Annotated in this window: 21 protein-coding genes and 2 tRNA genes; 12 read left to right on the top strand and 11 right to left on the bottom strand. The window is 61.7% G+C overall.

All coding sequences use genetic code 11. From position 1 onward, the window contains the following. Positions 1-18: 18 nt before the first annotated feature. The 4 genes from recG to sciP form a co-directional block, all read right to left on the bottom strand. Positions 19-2,109, bottom strand: a complete 2,091-nt coding sequence (gene recG, locus B9A11_RS13015; RefSeq protein WP_058248466.1) for an ATP-dependent DNA helicase RecG — start codon at positions 2,107-2,109, stop codon at positions 19-21. Then, complete coding sequence (gene ligA / locus B9A11_RS13010) at positions 2,106-4,220, bottom strand: NAD-dependent DNA ligase LigA (protein ID WP_058248465.1); 2,115 nt, start codon at positions 4,218-4,220, stop codon at positions 2,106-2,108. Before ligA ends, recG begins: the two co-directional genes overlap by 4 nt. 71 nt (positions 4,221-4,291) lie before the next feature. Next, entirely contained in the window at positions 4,292-5,008 is a 717-nt protein-coding gene (ctrA, locus tag B9A11_RS13005; RefSeq protein WP_058248464.1) for a response regulator transcription factor CtrA, read from the bottom strand. 101 nt (positions 5,009-5,109) lie between these two features. Continuing rightward, positions 5,110-5,382: a CtrA inhibitor SciP gene (sciP, locus tag B9A11_RS13000; RefSeq protein ID WP_058248463.1), complete on the bottom strand. Its 273-nt coding sequence runs from the start codon at positions 5,380-5,382 to the stop codon at positions 5,110-5,112. A gap of 124 nt (positions 5,383-5,506) precedes the next feature. Between sciP and mnmA the strand changes: the two genes are divergently transcribed. Continuing rightward, a complete protein-coding gene (mnmA, locus tag B9A11_RS12995; RefSeq protein ID WP_058248462.1) occupies positions 5,507-6,649 on the top strand; it encodes a tRNA 2-thiouridine(34) synthase MnmA in 1,143 nt (380 codons plus the stop codon). 84 nt (positions 6,650-6,733) lie between these two features. Here mnmA and B9A11_RS12990 read toward each other — a convergent pair whose 3' ends face one another. The 4 genes from B9A11_RS12990 to B9A11_RS12975 all read right to left on the bottom strand — a co-directional run bounded on the left by B9A11_RS12990 (position 6,734) and on the right by B9A11_RS12975 (position 11,091). Beyond that, the gene (locus tag B9A11_RS12990) at positions 6,734-7,942 is read right to left on the bottom strand and encodes a beta-ketoacyl-[acyl-carrier-protein] synthase family protein (RefSeq protein ID WP_058248461.1); all 1,209 of its coding nucleotides are present in this window, start codon (positions 7,940-7,942) and stop codon (positions 6,734-6,736) included. Continuing rightward, a complete protein-coding gene (locus B9A11_RS12985) occupies positions 7,939-8,199 on the bottom strand; it encodes an acyl carrier protein (protein ID WP_058248460.1) in 261 nt (86 codons plus the stop codon). Before B9A11_RS12985 ends, B9A11_RS12990 begins: the two co-directional genes overlap by 4 nt. 33 nt (positions 8,200-8,232) lie before the next feature. Beyond that, positions 8,233-9,324: a UDP-3-O-(3-hydroxymyristoyl)glucosamine N-acyltransferase gene (lpxD, locus tag B9A11_RS12980; protein ID WP_058248459.1), complete on the bottom strand. Its 1,092-nt coding sequence runs from the start codon at positions 9,322-9,324 to the stop codon at positions 8,233-8,235. Positions 9,325-9,450: 126 nt separating this feature from the next. Then, a complete protein-coding gene (locus B9A11_RS12975) occupies positions 9,451-11,091 on the bottom strand; it encodes a L,D-transpeptidase family protein (protein WP_083499896.1) in 1,641 nt (546 codons plus the stop codon). Positions 11,092-11,407: 316 nt separating this feature from the next. Between B9A11_RS12975 and B9A11_RS12970 the strand changes: the two genes are divergently transcribed. Continuing rightward, the gene (locus tag B9A11_RS12970; RefSeq protein WP_058248458.1) at positions 11,408-11,977 is read left to right on the top strand and encodes a YcbK family protein; all 570 of its coding nucleotides are present in this window, start codon (positions 11,408-11,410) and stop codon (positions 11,975-11,977) included. Positions 11,978-12,194: 217 nt separating this feature from the next. Here the strand turns inward: B9A11_RS12970 and B9A11_RS12965 are convergent. Both B9A11_RS12965 and B9A11_RS12960 read right to left on the bottom strand, forming a co-directional pair. Continuing rightward, a tRNA-Asp gene (locus B9A11_RS12965) sits at positions 12,195-12,271 on the bottom strand. Between the two features lie 37 nt (positions 12,272-12,308). Further along, a tRNA-Asp gene (locus tag B9A11_RS12960) sits at positions 12,309-12,385 on the bottom strand. 256 nt (positions 12,386-12,641) lie between these two features. Here B9A11_RS12960 and B9A11_RS12955 point away from each other — a divergent pair. The 8 genes from B9A11_RS12955 to B9A11_RS12920 all read left to right on the top strand — a co-directional run bounded on the left by B9A11_RS12955 (position 12,642) and on the right by B9A11_RS12920 (position 18,463). Then, positions 12,642-13,406 carry a polysaccharide deacetylase family protein gene (locus tag B9A11_RS12955; RefSeq protein WP_058248457.1) on the top strand — a complete coding sequence of 255 codons (765 nt, stop codon included), beginning with the start codon at positions 12,642-12,644 and terminating at the stop codon, positions 13,404-13,406. Between the two features lie 157 nt (positions 13,407-13,563). Beyond that, complete coding sequence (locus B9A11_RS12950; RefSeq protein WP_058248456.1) at positions 13,564-14,361, top strand: LytTR family DNA-binding domain-containing protein; 798 nt, start codon at positions 13,564-13,566, stop codon at positions 14,359-14,361. A gap of 63 nt (positions 14,362-14,424) precedes the next feature. Next, positions 14,425-15,837: a 30S ribosomal protein S6--L-glutamate ligase gene (gene rimK, locus B9A11_RS12945; RefSeq protein ID WP_058248455.1), complete on the top strand. Its 1,413-nt coding sequence runs from the start codon at positions 14,425-14,427 to the stop codon at positions 15,835-15,837. A 143-nt stretch (positions 15,838-15,980) separates the two neighbouring features. Further along, entirely contained in the window at positions 15,981-16,343 is a 363-nt protein-coding gene (locus B9A11_RS12940) for an SUF system Fe-S cluster assembly protein (protein WP_058248454.1), read from the top strand. Between the two features lie 66 nt (positions 16,344-16,409). Then, on the top strand, positions 16,410-17,006 hold the full coding sequence (locus tag B9A11_RS12935; protein WP_058248453.1) for a hypothetical protein: 597 nt from the start codon (positions 16,410-16,412) through the stop codon (positions 17,004-17,006). Further along, the gene (locus B9A11_RS12930; RefSeq protein WP_083499894.1) at positions 17,007-17,732 is read left to right on the top strand and encodes a DUF3307 domain-containing protein; all 726 of its coding nucleotides are present in this window, start codon (positions 17,007-17,009) and stop codon (positions 17,730-17,732) included. A 27-nt stretch (positions 17,733-17,759) separates the two neighbouring features. Next, on the top strand, positions 17,760-18,137 hold the full coding sequence (locus B9A11_RS12925; RefSeq protein WP_058248452.1) for a HesB/IscA family protein: 378 nt from the start codon (positions 17,760-17,762) through the stop codon (positions 18,135-18,137). 2 nt (positions 18,138-18,139) lie between these two features. Next, the gene (locus tag B9A11_RS12920) at positions 18,140-18,463 is read left to right on the top strand and encodes a TfoX/Sxy family protein (RefSeq protein WP_058248451.1); all 324 of its coding nucleotides are present in this window, start codon (positions 18,140-18,142) and stop codon (positions 18,461-18,463) included. Here B9A11_RS12920 and B9A11_RS12915 read toward each other — a convergent pair. Then, positions 18,460-19,356: an isopenicillin N synthase family dioxygenase gene (locus B9A11_RS12915; RefSeq protein WP_058248514.1), complete on the bottom strand. Its 897-nt coding sequence runs from the start codon at positions 19,354-19,356 to the stop codon at positions 18,460-18,462. The genes B9A11_RS12920 and B9A11_RS12915 overlap by 4 nt on opposite strands. Positions 19,357-19,483: 127 nt before the next feature. Here B9A11_RS12915 and tpiA point away from each other — a divergent pair, with 127 nt between their 5' ends. Together tpiA and B9A11_RS12905 are read left to right on the top strand one after the other, a co-directional pair. Then, on the top strand, positions 19,484-20,230 hold the full coding sequence (tpiA, locus tag B9A11_RS12910) for a triose-phosphate isomerase (protein WP_058248513.1): 747 nt from the start codon (positions 19,484-19,486) through the stop codon (positions 20,228-20,230). 104 nt (positions 20,231-20,334) lie between these two features. After that, positions 20,335-21,054: an alpha/beta fold hydrolase gene (locus tag B9A11_RS12905; protein ID WP_058248450.1), complete on the top strand. Its 720-nt coding sequence runs from the start codon at positions 20,335-20,337 to the stop codon at positions 21,052-21,054. The last annotated feature ends 10 nt before the right edge of the window (positions 21,055-21,064 follow it).

The raw sequence follows: 21,064 nt of genomic DNA, 5'->3' as shown, positions 1-21,064 counted from the left end.
AGCCCGTTTTTCTTTGGATTATCCGACAGTTATCAGACGAATGGCTTCGTCCTGACGCATCAACCACAACAGCAGCCGAGCCGCCTTGCCCCGTTCGCTGTTCAGGCTTGGGTCTTCGGACAAGAGCAGTCGCGCGTCACTTTGCGCCACGGCCATCAAAGCAGTTTGCCGCTCCAAATCTGCGATCTTGAACTTTGGCAGCCCTGACTGCGCCACGCCGATCAAATCGCCCGCGCCGCGCATTTCCAAGTCCACTTCGGAGATCCGAAAACCGTCTTCGGTTTCGCGAAGGGTGGTCAACCGCTTCATCCCGGTTTCGGACAAGGGCGCCTGATACATCAGCAAACAGGTCGAGGCCGCGGCCCCGCGCCCGACACGCCCGCGCAACTGGTGCAACTGCGCCAGACCGAAAATCTCGGCCCGCTCAATCACCATAATCGACGCGTTCGGGACGTTGACGCCCACTTCGATCACCGTTGTCGCCACCAAAACGCTGGTTTCCCCGGCCACGAACTTTGCCATGGCCGCATCTTTTTCAGCCGGAGGCATCTGGCCATGCACCAAACCCACCGCATCCTCACCAAGCGCCGCGCGCAACTTTTTGAACCGCGCTTCGGCAGCAATCAGATCGGACACCTCACTTTCCTCGACCAAGGGACACACCCAATAGGCTTGCCGCCCCTCGGCCACGGCGTTGCGCAGATGATCCACAACTTCGTTGATCCGCTCGGTCGAGATCAGCGCGGTTTTGACCGGGGTGCGCCCGGGCGGCTTTTCATCCAAGACAGAGACATCCATGTCGCCGTACTGAGCCAAGGCCAAAGACCTGGGAATCGGCGTCGCCGTCATCACCAAGACATCAGCGCCCTGCCCCTTTTTCCCAAGTTCCAGCCGTTGCCGAACGCCAAACCGGTGCTGTTCATCCACAATGGCAATCCGCAAGTCAGCGAAAACCACATCCTTTTGGAATACCGCATGGGTGCCTACCAAAATGTGAATATCGCCGCGGGCCAATGCGGCCAATTTTGCCTTTCGATCAGCGCCCTTATCCCGCCCGGTCAGCAAATCCAGCACCACCCCCGCCTCTTCGGCCAAGGGTTGCAGCCCTTCGAAATGCTGGCGCGCCAAGATCTCGGTGGGCGCCATCATGACGCCTTGCCCGCCCGCTTCGACGGCCACCAAAAGCGCCATCAGCGCCACCAAGGTCTTGCCTGCGCCCACGTCGCCTTGAAGCAGCCGGTTCATCCTTTCGGGCAATGCCATGTCGTCGGCAATTTCCTCCATCGCGCGAAGTTGCGCGCCGGTGGGGCGATAAGGAAGGGATTTCAATACCTTACTACGCAACACCCCATTTCCGCGCGACACGATACCGCGGGTTTTCCGCCGGTCTGCCCGGGCCAAAGCCAAGGTCAGCTGATGCGCCATCAATTCGTCATAGGCCAGACGTTCGCGGACCGGCGCGGTCATCGAGACATCTTCGGGGCCCTGCGGCGCATGCGCCAGACGCAACGCCTCTGCCCACGTGGGCCAATCTTTGGCCGCATGCTGCGCGGGATCAATCCACTCTGGCAAATCGGGAATGCGGGTTAACGCATCCGCCATCGCCTTGACCATGGTCTTTTGGGTCACGCCAGACGTTAACGGATAGACCGGTTCATACCCGGGTAGGCTGTGCGCCTCATCCACAGGTAAGATATGTTCCGGGTGCACCATTTGCGCGACACCGTCAAACAGCTCCATTCGACCCGAAACGATCCGCCGTTCGCCCTCCGGCAAAACACGCGTGAGATAATCCGACCGACCATGGAAAAAAACCAATTGAAACCTTGTCTTCGCGTCCTCGACTTCGATCCGATAAGCGCCGCCTTTGCGCGCGGCGGGGCGATGCAGGCCCACCGAAACTTCGACGGTGACCACACCGGGGACTTCCGCCCCCTGTATCGTATCGCGCAACCTACGGTCGATCACCGCATAGGGCAAAGTGTAAAGCAAATCCCGCGGCGTTTCGACACCTAGGTGCTGAATAGCCTGCCCGATCTTGGGGCCGATGCCATCCAGAACCGTCACTTCGGCAAAGAGCGGCCACAGGGGTTCGGGCCGTCCGCTCATACGCCGATCAGCTCCAACCAGCCGTCTTCGTCCAGAACCATAAGGCCCAATTCGAGCGCCTTCTTTTCCTTGCTGCCCGCCCCCGGTCCCGCAACGACGATGTCGGTCTTCTTGGACACAGACCCAGAGACCTTGGCGCCAAGGCTTTCGGCCCGCGCTTTGGCTTCGGCGCGGGTCATTTTCTCCAGTGTTCCGGTGAAAACGACCGTTTTTCCTGCAACTGGGGAGCCGTCGGTGTCAGGGCGTTCCGCGTCCTGCACGTCTAGATGCGCCACCAAACGGTCCATCGACGCGCGCTCAGCCTCTTGGTTCATCGCTGAGACAAGCGATTCCGCAAGCACTTTGCCAACCCCATCGATGGACAGAAGGTCGTCCCAAGCGGGTCCCTGAAGATCGGCCGCTTCTTGCATCGCAGCTTCGAAAGCCTGCCACGATCCATAGTGGCGCGCTAAAAGCGTCGAAGCTTGTTCACCAACGTGCCGGATTCCAAGGGCGAAGATCAGACGGGGCAAAGCAATGCGCCGTCTCTCATCAATGGCGTCAAACAGTTTGCCCGCAGATTTTTCGCCCCATCCTTCACGATTTTTCAACATCTGAAGGCCAGAGCCAAAGCGCGCTTTGAGCTCGAAAATATCGGCGGGCTCCTTTACCCAGCCGTCCTGATAGAATTGTTCGACCTGTTTTGCGCCCAATCCGTCAATGTCAAACGCCGCGCGCGAGACGAAATGTTTTATCTTTTCAACAGCTTGCGCCGGGCAAATCATCCCCCCCGAGCACCGGCGAACTGAATCGCCCTCCTCTCGGATCGCGTCCGAGCCGCATTCGGGGCAAGAAGTGGGAAACACATAAGGCACGGCAGCCGCATCGCGTTTCGACAGGTCCACATCGGCCACCTTGGGGATCACGTCGCCGGCGCGGTAGACCTGCACCCAATCGCCGACGCGAATATCCTTGCCGCCGCGGATTTCTTCGCCCGTGTTGTCGCGCCCGGCAATGTAATCTTCGTTGTGCAACGTGGCATTGGACACCACGACCCCGCCGACCGTCACTGGCGTCAGGCGCGCCACCGGAGACAAGGCGCCGGTGCGCCCGACTTGGATGTCGATGGACTCCAACCGGGTCCAGGCCAGCTCTGCCGGGAACTTATGCGCGGTCGCCCAACGAGGCGTGGTTGAACGAAAACCCAAACGCTCTTGCAGTTTAAGATCGTTCACCTTGTAGACAACCCCGTCTATATCGTAGCCCAAGGTCGCCCGCTGCGCTTCGATCTTGCGATAATGCGCGAGCATTTCGGCGGTTGTCTTGCACACGGCGGTCAGCGGATTTGTCTGAAATCCCAGGGCTTTGAACCGCTCAATCGCGTCAATCTGCGTGTCGGCGAGCGGTTCGGACAGGTCCCCCCAGGAATATGCAAAAAATTTGAGTGGGCGCTCACGCGTGATGTTCGCATCCAACTGCCGCAGCGACCCGGCGGCGGCGTTGCGGGGATTGGCAAAGGTCTTGCCCCCGCGCGCTGCGTACCGTTCGTTCAAGGCGGCAAAATCCGCATGGCTCATGTACACTTCCCCGCGCACTTCAAGTACGGAGGGCGCACCGTGGATTTCCTGAGGAATGTCCGCAATAACGCGCGCATTCGCGGTCACGTTCTCGCCGACGGCCCCATCGCCACGGGTCGCGGCCTGAACCAGAATGCCATCTTCGTACCGCAAGGACAGGGAAAGACCGTCGATCTTGGGTTCCGAGGTGTAGGCCAAGGGAGCGTCGTCAGCCAACCCCAAGTATCGGCGGATCGAACTGTCAAAGGCCGTAATGTCCTCGTCCTCGAAGGCATTCGACAACGACATCATACGGACTTTATGCTGGACCTTGGAAAAGCCCTCTGCGACCGGCGCCCCCACCTGTTCCGAAGGACTATCGGCCCGCTTCAGCTCAGGAAACCGCGCCTCGATCTGAGCATTTCGGCGCTTCAGACGGTCATACTCAGCATCCGAAATTTCGGGCGCATCCTCTGTGTGATACGCCCGATTGGCCTTGGCCAAAACGTTTGAGAGTTGTTCAAGCTCGGCCTTTGCTTCGGCCTCGCTGAGAGTGTCGATATCTTTTTCCGACATTGGCCCTGCCCCCTGTCTCGCGCGGTCACACTGTGCGTGATAGGCGCGCCCGAGGGCAAGGTCCAGATCGCTCAGCCGTTGGCGGCCAGCGGCTTGTGCTCATCTTGGGACGGCTCGGGATCACGCAGCACGTAGCCTCGGCCCCAGACGGTTTCGATATAGTTATCATCGCCGGTGGCTTCGGAGAGTTTTTTGCGCAGTTTACAGATAAACACGTCGATGATCTTGAGCTCGGGCTCATCCATCCCGCCGTAAAGATGGTTCAGGAACATCTCTTTGGTCAGGGTCGTCCCCTTACGCAGGCTCAGCAGTTCAAGCATCTGATACTCTTTGCCAGTCAGGTGCACCGGCTTGCCGCCCACTTCGACCGTCTTTGCGTCCAGATTGACCGAAACCTTACCTGTGCGGATGACCGATTGCGAATGCCCCTTAGAGCGGCGAATGATCGCGTGGATGCGCGCCACCAGCTCATCGCGGTGGAAGGGTTTGGTCATGTAATCGTCTGCGCCAAAGCCGAAACCCTTGATCTTGCTCTGGGTGTCGTCATCGCCGGTCAGGATCAGGATCGGGGTCTCGATCCGGGCCACCCGCAGCTGACGCAGAACCTCATGCCCGTTCATGTCAGGCAAGTTCAGATCCAACAGGATCAGGTCGTAATCGTACAGCTTGGCGAGGTCGATGCCCTCTTCGCCCATATCCGTGGAATAAACATTGAGGTTCGCATGGCTAAGCATCAGCTCAATGCTTTTGGACGTCGTAGGATCGTCTTCCACCAACAGAATGCGCATATAGAGGTCTCCAAGTAACATCTTCGGGTCTCCCCGAACGTGATCGAAAAAGGTTAACGCCTTCTTACCATACGTCAGGAACACGCAAATTTAAATGTTTGCTACCGGAATTTCTGGACGCGGGTGACCTTGAGCGCCTCTTCGCCATGCTGCGCCGCCGCAGTCATCCACTCTGACAGCTCCTCATCGCTAAGCTCATACCGATCAAGCGCCTGTTCTTCCGAGATTAATCCAAACTGGACGGCCTTGACGACAGCGGCCTTGCGCGATGCAACCCATCGGCGCGTATCCGCCGGGGGCAAATCCGCACGGGTCATGGTGCTACCGTCCGGTAGTTTTACCGCACGCGGGCCATCTACCTTTTTGAGATACATTTTTTCGTTCTCCACGCGATTAACTTGGCGCTATCAAGCCACGTCCGTCTTAACGCCCTCTAAAACCCGCTCTTGAGAGTATTTCGTATTTTCCTATATTCCGTTTATTCCACGGAGACTTGTCATGCCCCTCGATCCTAGCCCTTTGAATTCACTGGGCTTTCCCAAACCGCCTTCGGAAACCCGAGTCGTCGTCGCCATGTCCGGCGGCGTGGATTCTTCGGTTGTTGCGGCAAAATTGAAGGAAGAAGGCTACGATGTGGTCGGCGTTACGCTGCAACTTTATGACCACGGCGCGGCCCTGGCCAAGAAAGGAGCCTGCTGCGCGGGAATCGATATTCACGACGCGCGGCGGGTCGCCGAGGAAATGGGATTCCCCCATTACGTGCTCGATTACGAAAACATCTTTCAAGAAGCCGTGATCGAGGAATTCGCCGAATCGTACCTGGGCGGCGCGACCCCGGTGCCCTGCATTCGCTGCAACGAACGGGTAAAGTTCAAGGATCTGCTGGAAACCGCCAAGGATCTCGAGGCCGACTGCATGGCGACCGGCCATTATATCCAGCGCAAAATGGGTGAAACCGGCCCGGAACTGCACAGCGCGGCGGATGCGAATCGCGATCAAAGCTATTTCCTGTTTTCGACCACGCCCGAGCAGCTGGAATTCCTGCGGTTTCCGCTGGGCCACCTGCCCTCCAAGGATGCGACACGCGCGCTGGCGGCGAAATACGGGCTGGCCGTGGCGGACAAGCCCGACAGTCAGGACATCTGTTTTGTGCCCGACGGCAACTATGCTGGCGTGATCGAGAAACTGCGCCCCGGTGCCGCCGAGCCCGGTCAGATCGTCCATGCAGATGGTCGCGTTTTGGGCGAGCACAAAGGCGTCATCCACTACACCATCGGCCAGCGCCGGGGTCTGGGAATCGGCGGGCTATCCGAACCGCTGTATGTGGTGCGGCTGGACGTGGACAAAAAGCAAGTCGTGGTCGGCCCCAAAGAGCTGCTGGCGACCCGCACCATCCCCGTGCGCGAGATCAACTGGCTGGGGGATAAGCCCTTCACTTCGCAGAAAGAATGGCATCTGTCGGTCAAGGTCCGCTCGACCCGCCCGCCGCGTGAAGCCATCATTCGCCCGCTGTCGGACACCACCGCCGAAGTGGAATTGCTGACGCCCGAAGAAGGCGTCTCGCCGGGGCAGGCTTGCGTCTTTTACGACCCGGACAGCTCGCGGATTTACGGTGGTGGGTGGATCTGGCGCGGCTATTAACCCCGCGCCAGACGGCATGTCAGCTATCGTCTAGCGTGTATCAAAGCGCGCGGAAGCGCCCCTTTGGATCAGCCTTCGCCGGGCTTACACCCGGCTGAGCGCCAGCACCGCGTTCAGCCCGCCAAAGGCAAATGCGTTGGACAAAACCACGTCGACCGAGGCCTCGCGCGCCTCGTTCGGCACAACGTCCAGCGCGCATTCCGGGTCCGGTTCCTGATAGCCAATGGTCGGCGCGATCACCCCGTCGCGCAGCGCCATGATGCAGGCCAGCAGCTCGACCGCGCCGGTCCCGCCGATCAAATGGCCGTGCATCGACTTGGTCGAGGACATCATCAAGGCATCCGCGTGCGGGCCAAAGACGTCCGCCACCGCCGCGCATTCCGTCTTGTCGTTGGCCGCCGTGCCGGTGCCGTGGGCGTTGATATAGCCCACCTCGGCCCGGTCGATCCCGCCGTCGCGCATGGCTCCCGCGATTGCCCTCGCGGCGCCTTGCTTCGACGGCATCACGATGTCCGCCGCGTCAGACGTCATTGCGAATCCACGCACTTCGGCCAATATCTCGGCCCCGCGGGCCTTGGCGTGGGTGTATTCCTCAAAGACGAACACCCCCGCGCCCTCGCCCTGCACCATGCCGTTGCGGTTGGCGCTGAACGGGCGGCAGGCGTCCTTGGTCATGACGCGCAGCCCTTCCCAAGCCTTCACCCCGCCAAAGCACAGCATCGATTCGGACCCGCCGGTGATCATCGCGTCACACATGCCCGAGCGGATCATGTGAAACGCCTGCCCCATGGCGTGATTCGACGACGCGCAGGCGGTAGCAACGGTAAAGCTCGGCCCGCGCAGGTTGAATTCCATGCTCACATGGCTCGCGGCGGCATTGTTCATCAGCTTCGGCACCACAAAGGGGTGAACGCGATTCTTCCCCTCCTCATAGACGGCGCGGTAATTTTCGTCCTGAGTCGTCAAGCCGCCGCCAGAGGTGCCCAGCACCACGCCGGACCGTTCGGACAAGGCGTCGTGAAAGGTCAGCCCCGATTGCGCAACCGCTTCACGCGCGGCGATCAAGGTGAACTGGGTAAAGCGATCATACAAAGCCAGCTGCTGGCGGTTGAACACGCGCTCAGGCTCAAAGCCTTTGACCTGCCCGCCGATGGTGATCGCCAGCCGGTCCACGTCGCGAAATTCCAGCTCGGAAATGCCGCAGCGCCCTTCGCGCATGGCCTCGAGCGTGGCAGGCACCGACGATCCCAGCGCGTTGATCGTTCCCGCGCCGGTGATGACAACCCGTTTCACGACGTTTTCTCGGCAATCAGACGTTCGATGCCCGCCACGATGCTGGCGACGCTGGAAATGTCGAAATCGCTCTCGCTGGGGGCGTTGGCATTGAACGGGATAGAGATGTCAAAGGCCTCTTCGATGGAAAAGATCGATTCGACCAAGCCCATGGAATCAATTCCCAAATCCTCGGGCGTGCTGTCCATGGTCACATCCGAAGGCTCCAGCAACGCCTGCTCGGCGATGATCTCGATCACCTGCTGTTTGACTTCCATTTCGCGCGGTCCCCTTACCGAATTGCCCGTGATTTAGTCATTCCCCGCCAGTTTTGAAACCGCTTTCTTGAGGTCCGCAACGTCGCGGAACAGCCGCGGCAACCGGCGTAGCCCCTTATAACTCTCTACATGTGTCTCCATTTTGACAGCCGGATAACCCAGCATCACGCGCCCCTCTGGCACGTTGGAGAGAACCACCGACGCGCCGCCCAAGATCGCCCGATCGCCGATGCGCAGGTTGTCAGAGACGCCCGACTGCCCGCCCAGCACCACATTGTTGCCGATCACCGTCGAGCCCGCGACGCCCACCTGCGCGCAGATCAGACAATCGTTGCCGATCACCACATTGTGGCCGATCTGCACGAGGTTATCGAACTTGCAGCCGTTGCCCACGCGGGTGTCGCGCACGGTGCCGCGGTCGATGCAGCTGTTGGCGCCCAGTTCCACGTCGTCGCCGATGGTCACACCACCGAGCGAGTGGATTCGCGCCCAGCTTTGCGCGTCGTCCGTGCCCTCGGCCCCAAGGCTCGCGCGGGCTTTTTCCACCCCCGAAGGCTCTGGCGTCACAAAGGAGAACCCATCCGCGCCGACCACCGCGCCGGGCTGGGCGATGAACCGCGCGCCGATGGTCACGCGCGCGCCGATGCGCACGCCGGCATGGATCACCGCCCCCGCGCCGATGCGCGCCGCTGTGCCGATCTGCGCCTGCGGGCCGATCACGCTGCCTGCGCCAATCTCTGCCCGCGCGCCGATCACTGCCAAGGGACCGACGCTGACCTCCGCGCCCAGAACCGCGCTGGGGTCGATCACCGCGCTGGGGTGGATGCCCGCGACGTAGCCCTGCCCAAGGTCCATCATCGCCGACAGCCCCGCCATGGCAAAGCGCGGCCTCTGCGAGGTGATCACCGCGCGCAAGCCGTAGCCCTGCCAATCCGCGCCGTCCCACATCATCGCCGCCTGCGCCTGACCGTCGCGCAGCCCCTCGGCAAAGTCGGGCCGCATGGCCAGCGCCAGCTGATCGGCCTGCGCCTGTGCGGGTTCGGCCACGGATGTAATATGCAAGCCTCCATCCCCTTGGAAAGACAGGCCCAAAGCGTCTGCGATCTCTGCGATGGTGTGGGTCATGTCTTCTCCTGCCGTTGGCTTGCCCAAGGATTTAGGCTGTGCGCGCGACCGGGACAAGCACGCAAAGAAAAAGACGCCGGTCCCCGCTCAGGCACCGGCGTCTTACACATTATATATAGGGGCGTGTCAGCTGTTTCTGCCAACCCGCAGCGCGACGCCTTCGCGTTCCAGCGCGCGCCACAGTTGGGCATCGCGGCCATAGACGTCGTTGCGATAGTTCATCTGACCTTTGGCCGAGGTGAACGCGGTGCGGTAAATCAGATGCACCGGCACCGGCTCCACCAGATCCACATGGGTTTCCTGACCCGTGCGCAGGATCGACTGGAAGTAGTTCACCGGATCGCTTTCCTGCTTGGCCAGCAGCGTGTAGGCAAAGTCATGCGGGTCGTCCAGACGGATGCAGCCGTGGCTGAAGGTGCGCACCTCACGCGCAAAGAGGTCCTGCGACGGGGTGTCGTGCAGGTAGATGTTGTACTTGTTCGGGAACATGAACTTGACCGAGCCCAAGGCGTTCCGCGGCCCCGGCGGCTGGCGCATGTTGAACGGGAAGCTGCGGGAGGAATACTGCGAGAACCCGTTGCTGCGCGGCACCACACGGCCCCGGGCATCGATCACCTCCAGGTGACCGGCGGCATAGGGGTTGGCGCGCATGGCGGGCAGATACTCGGACACGATGATCGAGCGCGGCACATACCACGACGGGTTGATGACCATATGCTCCATCGTGTCGGAGAATTCCGGCGTCTCATGGGTCGACTTGTTCTGCCCGATCACCGATTTGGTTTCAAAGGTCAGCTTGTTGTCGTCGAAAATCTGCGCGTGAAAGTTCACGAGGTTGACGCGCACGTGCCGCTGGCCAAGGCCGTCGGGCAGGTTCAGCCAGCGCTCGCGCTCCATGGCGACCATGATGGATTTCAGCCGCTCTTCGGGCGACTTGTTCAGCGCCGTCATGGTCGAGCCGCCCGCCACGCCATCGGCGGTCAGGCCCATGTCCTCTTGGAACTCGCGCACGGCCGCTTCGATGCGGCTGTCGTAGGTCTGCGTCAGCGACGGCTGCAAATAGCCCATCGCCGTCAGACGGTTGCGCAAAGCCACCACGGCGTTGCCGCTTTGACCGGGTTTCAGGCTGCCGCCCGGCACCGTCGGCCCCCAACCGCCATGAGCGATCCGGTGCTCCAGCCGCAGCTTCGCGCGCATCAGGCGGGCATATTCGGGGCTGCTTGGCGACAGCGAACGCATGACCGCCGTGGGGTCTTCGTCCACCAGACGGGTCAGCAGCTCTGCGGCATCGCGGCGCGGAATCACTCGCTTGATGGCCGGAACCACCTTGCCCGGCTCTAGGACGCCGGTCTGAATGTCATGGGCAAACTGCAAGAAGGTGTTCGTCAGCTCAATTTCCAACAGGCCACGATCACGCCCGGTCTGCGCCTGCGCCATGCGCGCCTTGAGGGCGTTGGCATCAAAGCGGCCACGGGGCAGCCCGTGATCGTCCGACAGCGAGAACGCCTCGATCAAGGCCAGACGGCGCGCGCGGTCCGCGTCAGAGCCGCTCGTCCAGATCGGTTCGAAATTGCGCGCCCGATAAAAGGCCGCGATCTGCTCATCGGCACCGATATTTTCCGCGACGGCCTGTTTGAAGGCGGTCACCTGAAACGTCAGCGCCGAATCCCCCTGCTGCGCAGCGGCGCCAGAGGCCAGGAAAAGCGCGCCAGCGGCGACAGCGGCCTTGAGAGCGCGGGTTCGGGACGGTCGTTGAAATGAAATCATCTAAAATCCTTCATACACGAGACGTGTTTTGCTGAAATAACTGTGTAAACAATGGGGTGTCCCTGTCTACTCACAAACGCGCCAAGTGACCTGTCAAAGCGCGCGTTAAGGGTTTGGACACATTCAGGCCACAGTCCGCCGGAGTTTAAGCGGGATTCTGCCCAATTCCCCTTGCACTATCTCACGGACCCCAAATCGTTCTTTTTCGCTTAACTGATTCGTGGCATAGAGACTTCGACATCTGGGGAAAGATGGCAGAGCGCGCACAACGTTGCGCGTATGAACAGGTAACAGCGACCACGGGACAGGCGCTCATATGACTGATATGAACTCGGGCGGCATCACACGCCGCGGACTTCTTGGCGCATTTGCAGCCACGACCATTACAGCAGCTCCGACCTTTTCGAACGCAGCTGGTTTCCTACGCGGTGCGGGCGATATTCGCCGCCTTCGCATGTATTCCGGCCGCACGGGCGAGCGGATCGACATGATCTACTGGATCGAGGGCAACTACCTTGCCGATGCGATCAAGGAAGTGAACTATTTCATGCGCGACTGGCGCACGAATGACGTCAAGAACATCGACACACGCACGCTGGACATCATTGCAGCCGCCCACAACCTGATGGATGTGACCGAGCCTTATATGCTGATTTCCGGCTATCGCAGCCCGAAAACCAACTCGATGCTGCGTTCGCGCTCTTCTGGTGTGGCCAAGAACTCTCGCCACCTCCGGGGACAGGCGGCGGATCTTCGGCTGTCGTCGCGGTCTGTGAACCAGATGGCAAAAGCTGCCCAGGCGTGCAGCGGTGGTGGCGTTGGTCGCTACTCTAAGTCCAACTTCGTTCACATGGATTGCGGTCCCGTCCGCACTTGGGGCGCGTAACCTCCCTTTTGTCTAACCAGTTCCCAGTTTCTTTGTTCCACCTGCTTGTCCAAGGTAAGCGTCCCATCCGGGGCGCTTTTCTTTTGCAGGTCAGACGGTTTGTAGTTCCGATCCCTCCCGCTGTGCAGTCAGGAATACCCTAAGATACCACAAAAACGCCAAAAGCCCGGAAAAAGTTCCGGGCAGTTTCATCGAATTTTTGTGATGTTCGTGAAAGTGGCGCGGTTGACGGGGCTCGAACCCGCGACCCCCGGCGTGACAGGCCGGTACTCTAACCAACTGAGCTACAACCGCGCATTTTCACGTTTAGGCCCAATCCAGATATGCAGCGTGGCGCGGTTGACGGGGCTCGAACCCGCGACCCCCGGCGTGACAGGCCGGTACTCTAACCAACTGAGCTACAACCGCTCGCTGCTATCCAGACCGTGTCGGCCTTGGCGTGAGGTGGCTTTTAGGGATAGGCCCGGACACCGTCAAGCGCTTTCGAACGGAAAAATCGCTTTTTTCTCGGGTCGGCAAAATTCGCTGAAAATCCGAGTGATTTTTCAGCCACTATCCCCATGAGCAAAAAGCAAATTTTAGGGGAATCGCTTGAAACTCAACACCCTGAGCGCGTTTCCTCATGTGCATCTGCTTGCCCAAGTCCCTGCCAGGATACCATTTCATGACGCATTTTTCCCGTCGGACGTTCCTGTCCGCCAGCACCGCTGCCTTTGCCCTGCCCGCCGCCCAAGAGGCAGAGGCCGCCCCGATCATCGCCCTGCCCCAGGATATCGCCCAGCGGGACGCCGCCACCGTCATGGCCGTGCGCACCGTGTCCCCGGTGGTCGCCATGACCTTTGACGATGGCCCGCACCCGTCCCTGACGCCAAAGCTGCTGGACATGCTCAAGGCGCGCGGCCTGCGCGCCACCTTTTACCTGATCGGGAATCGCGTGGTGACCTGGCCGGATATCGTGCGCCGCATCGCCGATGAGGGCCACGAGATTGGCAATCACTCTTGGTCGCACCCGAATCTGGCGAAATACTCGGACCAGGGCGTGCTGGATCAGATCGACCGCACCTCGGACGCGATTTTCAAGATCACCGGCCGGCCGCCGGTCACCTTCCGCCCGCCGTATGGGTCATTCACGCGCCGCCAGCGGATGATGCTGTACACCAACCGCAACCTGCCGACGATTCTGTGGTCCGTTGACCCGCAGGATTGGCGCCGCCCCGGCGCAAGCGTCGTCTCGCAGCGAATCCTCAAAGGCTCGCGCCCCGGCGCCATCATCCTCAGCCACGACATCCAGTCCGGCACCGTCAAAGCCATGCCCAGCACCTTTGACACCCTGACCGGGCGCGGCATGAAATTTGGCACCATCAGCCAGATGATGGGCTGGCCGCTGTGGCAAAGCCGCCGGTTTCGCCGGGTTTCGGCCAAGGGCTGAGCACCGGCACCTGTGCCGTTTGCGCGCCACCACCACCTAGGATTTAACCTAGCATCAAAAGTCTCTGTTTAGGCGATCACTCCGGTGTTAACCTGCGCGCATATTTAAGCGACGTTAAGACATGATGCCCGGACCGACTTTGGCGACTCAAGACCCAGTGCCCCAACCTCTTGAGGTACGCGACTTCTTTGGCGCGCGCTTTGAGATGTCGCCGCAAGAGTTTGTTCAGATCCTGCGGCAACCCGCGACCCAGACCTATCTGGTGCTGTCCTACATCCTGATGGTTGCAACCGATGCGCCGAATCTGTTGGGGGCCATGAGCCTTGGAACCCTGATGGGCCTGTGGTTGGTGGTGCTGGCAGTGTTTCACCTGATGCTGTGGCTGTGCCTGACCGCTGCCACATGGTTGCAAGGCAGCTTTCGCAGCTTTGCTCTGTATCGCACCGTGTGGTTCCAGATCGCGACCCTCGCCACGCTGCTCGTGGGCAAGGCGATGATCGAGTTCACCACGGGCGGGCAGCGGTCGCTGCAACTGTATCCGCACGCGCTGTTCTATTGCGTGGTCGCCGAGGCGTTTGGCTTTATGTTCTTCAACCTGATCCTGCCGAATGTCGCGCGCGATGCGCCGCAAGACCCCGAGCGCCACGTGATCGTCGGGGCAGAGCCCGTGCCGCTGGCGCGCATCCAGACCATCGAGGCGCGCGAGCACCACGTTCACATTACGCTGGACGGCGACAGCCTGACCCACCGCGCGCGGCTGTCCGACATCATCGCTCAGACCCACCCCGAAGACGGCGTGCAGCCGCACCGCTCGTGGTGGATTGCGGCGCAAATGGCTGAAAAATTGGAACGCGACGGCGCAAAACACGTTTTGCACCTAAAGGATGGCAACCGCGTGCCTGTCGCGCGCTCTCGCGTGGGCGAGGTCCGGACCTGGCTCGATCAGCGCGCCTAAAGCCCCCTTGTGGCGCGCCGCGCCGGTTGCTATCGCAAAAGACAAGCCCGAAGGAGCGCCCCCATGACCGATACCCCCGATGTGCCCGCAGACATGATCCGCTTTGGCTGGGAGGAGTGGGTGTCGCTGCCCGATCTCGGCCTGCCTGCGCTGCGGGCCAAGGTGGACACGGGCGCGCGGACATCGGCGCTGCATGCGTTTGACATCGAAACCTTTGGCCCGGCGAATGCGCCCAGAGTGCGCTTTACCGTGCATCCGGTGCCGGGGCGCGAGGATCTGATCATTCCGTGCTCGGCGCGAATCGTGGACCGGCGCAATGTCACCTCGTCCAATGGCGAAACCGAAAGCCGTTATGTCATCGCCTCGACCCTGCGGGTGGGCGACGAAAGCTGGCGGATCGAACTGACGTTGACGGATCGGTCGTCTATGGCGTCGCGGATGCTGCTGGGGCGTGAGGCGCTCAAGGATCACATCAACATCGTGGCCACCGATCGGTTTCAACAGCCGCGCCTGTCCTATGACGTATATTCGGACGCCCGCGTGCGCCAAGCCGCGCCCAACCGCGCCCTGCGCATCGCGGTGATGTCGCGCGAGGACAATTACTCGACCCGCCGCCTGGTGGAAGAAGGCGAAAAGCGCGGTCACACCGTCGAGGTTATCGACACCACCCGCTGCTACATGGCGATCAACGCACTGTCGCCCGAAGTGCACTACGACGGCAAGCGCCTGCCCCGTTATGACGCCGTGATCCCGCGCATCGGCGCGTCGATCACTTCTTATGGCACTGCCGTGATCCGCCAGTTCGAAACCATCGGCACGTTTTGCGTCAACGGCTCGGACGGAATCACCGCCTCGCGTGACAAGCTGCACGCGCACCAGCTGATGGCGCGGCACAAGATCGGCATGCCCAACACCGCTTTTGCCGCCTCGCCCAAGGACACCGATTCCCTGATGCGGCTGGTGGGCACCGCGCCGATGATCGTGAAACTGCTCGAATCGACCCAAGGCAAAGGCGTCGTGCTGGCCGAAACCAAGAAAGCCGCGCAATCGGTGATCGACGCCTTCCGCGGGCTCAAGGCGAACTTCCTCGTGCAAGACTTTGTCAAGGAAGCCGCGGGCGAAGACATCCGCTGCCTCGTGGTCGGCGGCAAGGTTGTGGCGGCGATGAAACGCACCGGGGCCGAGGGCGACTTTCGCTCGAACCTGCACCGGGGCGGCTCTGCGACGGTGGCACGGATCACCCGCGAAGAACGCGAAACCGCCCTGCGCGCGGCCAAGGCGTTTCGCCTGAACCTTGCGGGCGTGGACCTGTTGCGCTCTGAATCGGGCCCGAAAGTGCTGGAGGTAAACTCCTCCCCCGGCCTCGAGGGCATTGAGACGGCGACGCATAAGAACATCGCCGAAAAGCTGTACGAGCACATCGAAGCCAAGGTCCGCCCCACCCCTGTGCGGCGCAAGATCACCCCCGAGGATTAACCAGATCCCAAGGCGCGCGCAGGGCCAAATTCCTTGCAAGGAATTTGCAAAACTCTTGAAAGAGTTTTGGTCTCGCCCTGCCCTTTACCGTGCCGCCCGAGTAACCTATATAATCTCTCAGGTTTTCCGCGAAGAGGACAGTCATGACCGATCAGAGCCCCCAGCTGGAAGGCGCGCCGTTGATTGCGCCCTCAAGCACCGATCATCCGCTTTACGATCAGGTGGTCGAGGCCTGCCGCACGGTTTACGACCCTGAAATCCCCGTGAACATCTACGATCTGGGTCTGGTCTACACCGTCGAGATTGACGACCAGAACGACGTCAAGGTGATCATGACCCTCACCGCGCCCGGCTGCCCGGTCGCCGGCGAAATGCCCGGTTGGGTCCAAGAGGCCGTCGAGCCGGTCGCGGGCGTCAAAAGCGTGGATGTCGAACTGACCTGGAGCCCGCCTTGGGGCATGGACATGATGTCCGACGAGGCCCGCTTGGAACTCGGCTTTATGTAACGCAAGCGAATTTGCTTTCTTTTCCAGAATGAAAGCGATACCACTTGCAGCATGAGACTCGCAGTATTGACCGGAGATATCGTCAAATCCGGCGCCCTTGACGCATCGGCGCTGGATGAGGTGATGCACACGCTCCAAACCGCTTCGGACCAGATTGCCACTTGGGACCCGACTTTTGCCACCTTTGCGCGGCGTGGCGGGGATGGGTGGCAATTGGCCATGGGCCAGCCTGCCCGCGTCCTGCGCGCCGCGCTGTACCTTCAGGCCAGCCTGCGCCGGATGAACAAGACCTACGCCACGCGCATCGCCGTCGCCGTTGGGCGCGGCACCTTCCCCGATATTGACGCCCCCGACCCCAACGCGGGCCACGGCCGCGCCTTTACCATGTCGGGCCGCTTGCTGGAACAGCTCGGCGGCGCGCGGCTCATGGCCCATGCCCGTGGCGGCGCACAGCACGCCGCGCTGACCCTCGCCGATCACATCGCCCAAGGCTGGACCCAAGCCCAAGCCCGCGCCGTGGTGGAAATGCTTCCCCCGGACGCAGGCCCGCGCCTTGAGGCCGCCAAACGTCTGAACATCACCCGTCAGGCGGTGGACCAAGCGCTGTGGGCCGCGGGCTTTCCCGCGCTGGAAACCGCCATAACCGCTTGGGAAACCATCTAGGTGCCCGCGCTTGACCCGGCCATCGCCCAAAGCTTTGCGGCGCTCTTGCTGGCCCACGTGCTGGCCGATTTCGTGTTGCAAACCAAATGGATGGTCGATCACAAACGCACCCCCCTGGTGCTGCTGCTGCACGTCACGCTGGTCTTTGGCCTGTCGACCGCGGCGCTTGGCGGCATCTGGCAGGTCGCCCTGCTGGTCGCCGCCGCGCATATGGTCATCGACGCGATCAAGACCTACGCCCCGCCCGCGCAGCGCGACACGCTGACCGCCTTTTTGCTGGACCAAGCGGCCCATCTGCTGACCCTCGCCGTTGCCGCCTTTTGGTGGCCGGGGGCTGCGGCACAGGGCATCTGGGCGGCGCATCTGCCGCTGCTGACCGCGCCCGCCCTGTTCATCGCGGGCCTCATCACCACCGTCACCGCCGGCGGTTATGCGGTGGGCCTGCTGACCGCCCGGTTTGACATCCAGCTGAACGGCCTGCCCGACGCGGGCCGCCTGATTGGCCAGCTTGAACGCGCGCTGATCTTTCTGTTCGTCTATATCGGCGAGCCCACCGCCATCGGGTTCCTGATCGCCGCCAAATCCGTCCTGCGCTTTGACACCGCCAAAGAAGACCAGCACGCCAGCGAATATGTGATCGTCGGAACGCTTGCATCCTTTGCATGGGCGCTTGCCGCCAGTTATGGCACCCTCTCCCTTCTTGAGATTGCAAGCCGCAGTCACTAGATTGGGGACAGGCAAAAGGAATATCTCATGTTCAGCATTCCCGGTTCGACCCCCGTGACCATCACCGACGCGGCTGTAAAGCAGATTCGCAAGCTGATGGAACGTGACAACCGCCACGGCCTGAAAATCGGCCTGAAAAAGGGCGGCTGCGCGGGCATGGAATACACCATGGATTACGTCGACGCCCCCGAAGCCAACGACGAGGTCATCGAAAAGGACGGCGCGCGCGTCTTGATCGCGCCCACCGCGCAAATGTTCCTGTTCGGCACGGAAATCGACTATGAAACCTCGCTGCTGGAAAGCGGGTTCAAGTTCCGCAACCCCAACGTGACCGACGCCTGCGGCTGCGGCGAGTCGATCAAGTTCAAGGACATCGAAGAGCTTCAGGCCGAACGCGGGCAGTAACAATGGCCGTTTCCGCCGAAGAGATCGCCTTTGCCAAGGATCTGTTTTCGGGGCTGGGCGATTTGACCACGCGCAAGATGATGGGCGGGCTGTGCCTGTACCATCAGGGCACGATCTTTGCGATTGTGCATGGTGACATGGGGATCATGCTGAAAGGCGCTGGCGATTTTGTGCAGCGGCTAGAGGATCTTGGCTGCACCCGCTGGGAATACACCCGCAAGGATGGCGCCCACGCCGCGATGCCCTATTGGACCCTGCCGGACAGCGCGCAGGACGACCCCACAGAGGCGGTCGCCCTCGCGCAAGAGGCGCTGCGCTACCTTTAGGCTTTGTCCTGCAAATGCAGGTAGGTTTCGTTAAAGCGCTTGGTCAGGTGGTCCCCGGCGTGGATCACCTCACCTGAGCCCATGGGGGCGACATTGGTGTCGTGGTTGGGATTAAAGAACAGCGGCACCGAGATTCGCTCGTCGCTGGAGCCTTTGACCCGGTGCAGCGTCGCCTTGACCTGTCCGTTGGTCCACATTTCCAGCATTTCGCCAAAGTTGATGATGAACTCGCCGGGCCGCGCCTCGACCGGCAGCCAGTCGCCATCCGTGGTCAAAACCTCCAGCCCCGGCACCCCGTCGGTGCCCAGCAGGGTCAGGCAGCCGTAATCGGTGTGCGCCGCGATGCCAAAGTCCTTGTCCCCCGCCCAGTCGGGCCGCGGCGGGTAATAGTTCGACCGCAACAGCGCCATGGGCTGGTCGAACTTGTCGTCGAAATAGCCCGCGTCCTGCCCGATCGCCTCGGCAATGCCGCGCAGGATCGTCATCGCCACTTCTAGCGCGTCGCGGTAATAGGCGGCGACAACCTGCTGAAAGCCTTCGGGTTTTTCGGGCCACAGGTTGGGCGCATAAACCGCCAGATCGCTGCCGGGCACTTGGAACCCGCAGTCAAAGACTTGTTTGTAATCGGGGTTGGCGTCCGGGTCGACCTGTTCCGATTGCGGCGCACCCCAGCCCCGGTTCGATCCGGTGCGGGCCATGTCGACCTTGGCTTTTTGCGCCTCTGGTAGATCAAAAAAGGCGCGGTAGGCGGCGATGACAAACCGCATCCGCGCCGGGGTAATCGCCGTGTTGTAAACGGTCAGAAAGCCGCTTTGCTCGGCCCCTTGGCGCAGCTCGGCCAAGGTCTGCGGATCGCGCGCGGCGATCTTTTGCACATCCAGTCTGGGGATCATGGTCACTTCTCCGAGGCGGTTCCAAGGCGTTGTCTCCCCTTGCATAATCGTCGCGCCTTGCGCAACCGGGCTTGACGCCACGCGCCCCCCCGCGATGATGCGAGCTAATCAAGAAATGGGAGACGACATGCGCACGAAACTGGCCGCAGGCAACTGGAAGATGAACGGAACCCGCGCGCAGCTGCAAGAGCTGACCGCGATGAGCGAGGCCGCGACCAAAGGCGCGGCCGAGGTGCTGATCTGCCCGCCTGCGACCTTGGTTTGCGCGGCGGCAGAGGCGGCAGAGGGCATTGCCATCGGCGGGCAGGATTGCCACGCGGCGGCCAGCGGCGCGCACACCGGCGACATCGCGGCGGATATGCTGAAGGACGCCGGGGCCAGCCATGTGATCCTCGGCCATTCGGAACGCCGCGCCGATCATGACGAGCACAACGATGACGTCCGCGCCAAGACCAAGGCCGCGTGGGACGCCGGTTTGGTGGCGGTGGTCTGCGTTGGCGAGACGCTGGACGAGCGCGAGGCGCAGAACACGCTGGATATCATCGGCGGGCAGCTTGCGGGCTCGATCCCCGATGGCGCGACGGGGCATAACCTTGTGGTGGCCTATGAGCCGGTCTGGGCGATTGGCACCGGCAAGGTGCCGACCACCGATCAGATTGGCGAAGTGCATGATTTCATGCGCGCCCGGCTGGAGCGCCGGTTTGGCGAAGGCGTGGGCCGCTCGGTCCGGCTGCTGTACGGCGGCTCGGTCAAGGGCTCGAACGCGGCAGAGATCTTTGCGGTGTCCAACGTGGATGGCGCCTTGGTCGGCGGCGCGTCGTTGAAGGCGTCCGATTTTGTGCCGATCATCGAAGCCTTGAACGCCGCCGGGTGATTTGAGGGCGGGTGCGAGGGGTCCCCCCTCGCGCTCCCCGGGATATTTGGAAAGAGAAGAAGGGGGGCCGGGGTGGCCCTCTTTTGGTTTGGTGAGGGGTGTTGATGGCTGGATCGGTTTTGTTTTGCCACGGGATGCCGGGGAGCGCGGCGGATGCGCGGCTTTTGGCGGCGGGGAATCCTGAGTGGCGGGTGGTGCCTTTGGCGTTGTTGGATCATGCGCCGGGCGATGTGGTAAAGGCCTTACCCGGGGGGCATGGGCCCGCGCATGTGGTTGGGTTTTCGATTGGCGCGATGGCGGCCATGCGTCTTGCGGCACAGGTGCCGGAGCGCGTAGAGCGGTTGACCTTGGTCTCGGCGGCGGCGCCTTTGAGCTTGGGGGATTTCCTGCCGCATATGGCGGGCAAGCCGGTGTTTGAGATGGCGATGCGGCGGCCCCGAGCGCTGGCCGCGATGACTTGGGGGCAAGGCGCGCTGGGGCGTGTTGCGCCGGGGGCCATGATCAAGGCGTTGTTTGCGCAGGCGGGCGAGATGGAGCGCACCTTGCTGGCCGATCCGGAGTTTCGCGCGGTTTTAACGGCGGGTTTCTCCGAGAGTTTTGGCGCAAAGCGGGCGGCGTATCTGGATTATCTTCGCGCCTATGTTTCTGATTGGGCTGGGCTTTTGGCGCAGGTGCGCTGTCCGGTCGATCTGTGGCACGGCAGCAAGGATACCTGGTCGCCGCTCGCGATGGCCACCGCGTTGCAGGCGCAGTTTGAAGGGGCGTCGCTGACCATGGTGGACGGGGCCGAGCATTATTCGACCCTTGCCCGCGTCCGCTTATAAGGAAATGGGG

It is taken from the genome of Tropicibacter naphthalenivorans, assembly GCF_900176475.1.
Taxonomy (GTDB): domain Bacteria; phylum Pseudomonadota; class Alphaproteobacteria; order Rhodobacterales; family Rhodobacteraceae; genus Tropicibacter; species Tropicibacter naphthalenivorans.
This window is presented reverse-complemented; position numbering and strand designations above follow the sequence as displayed.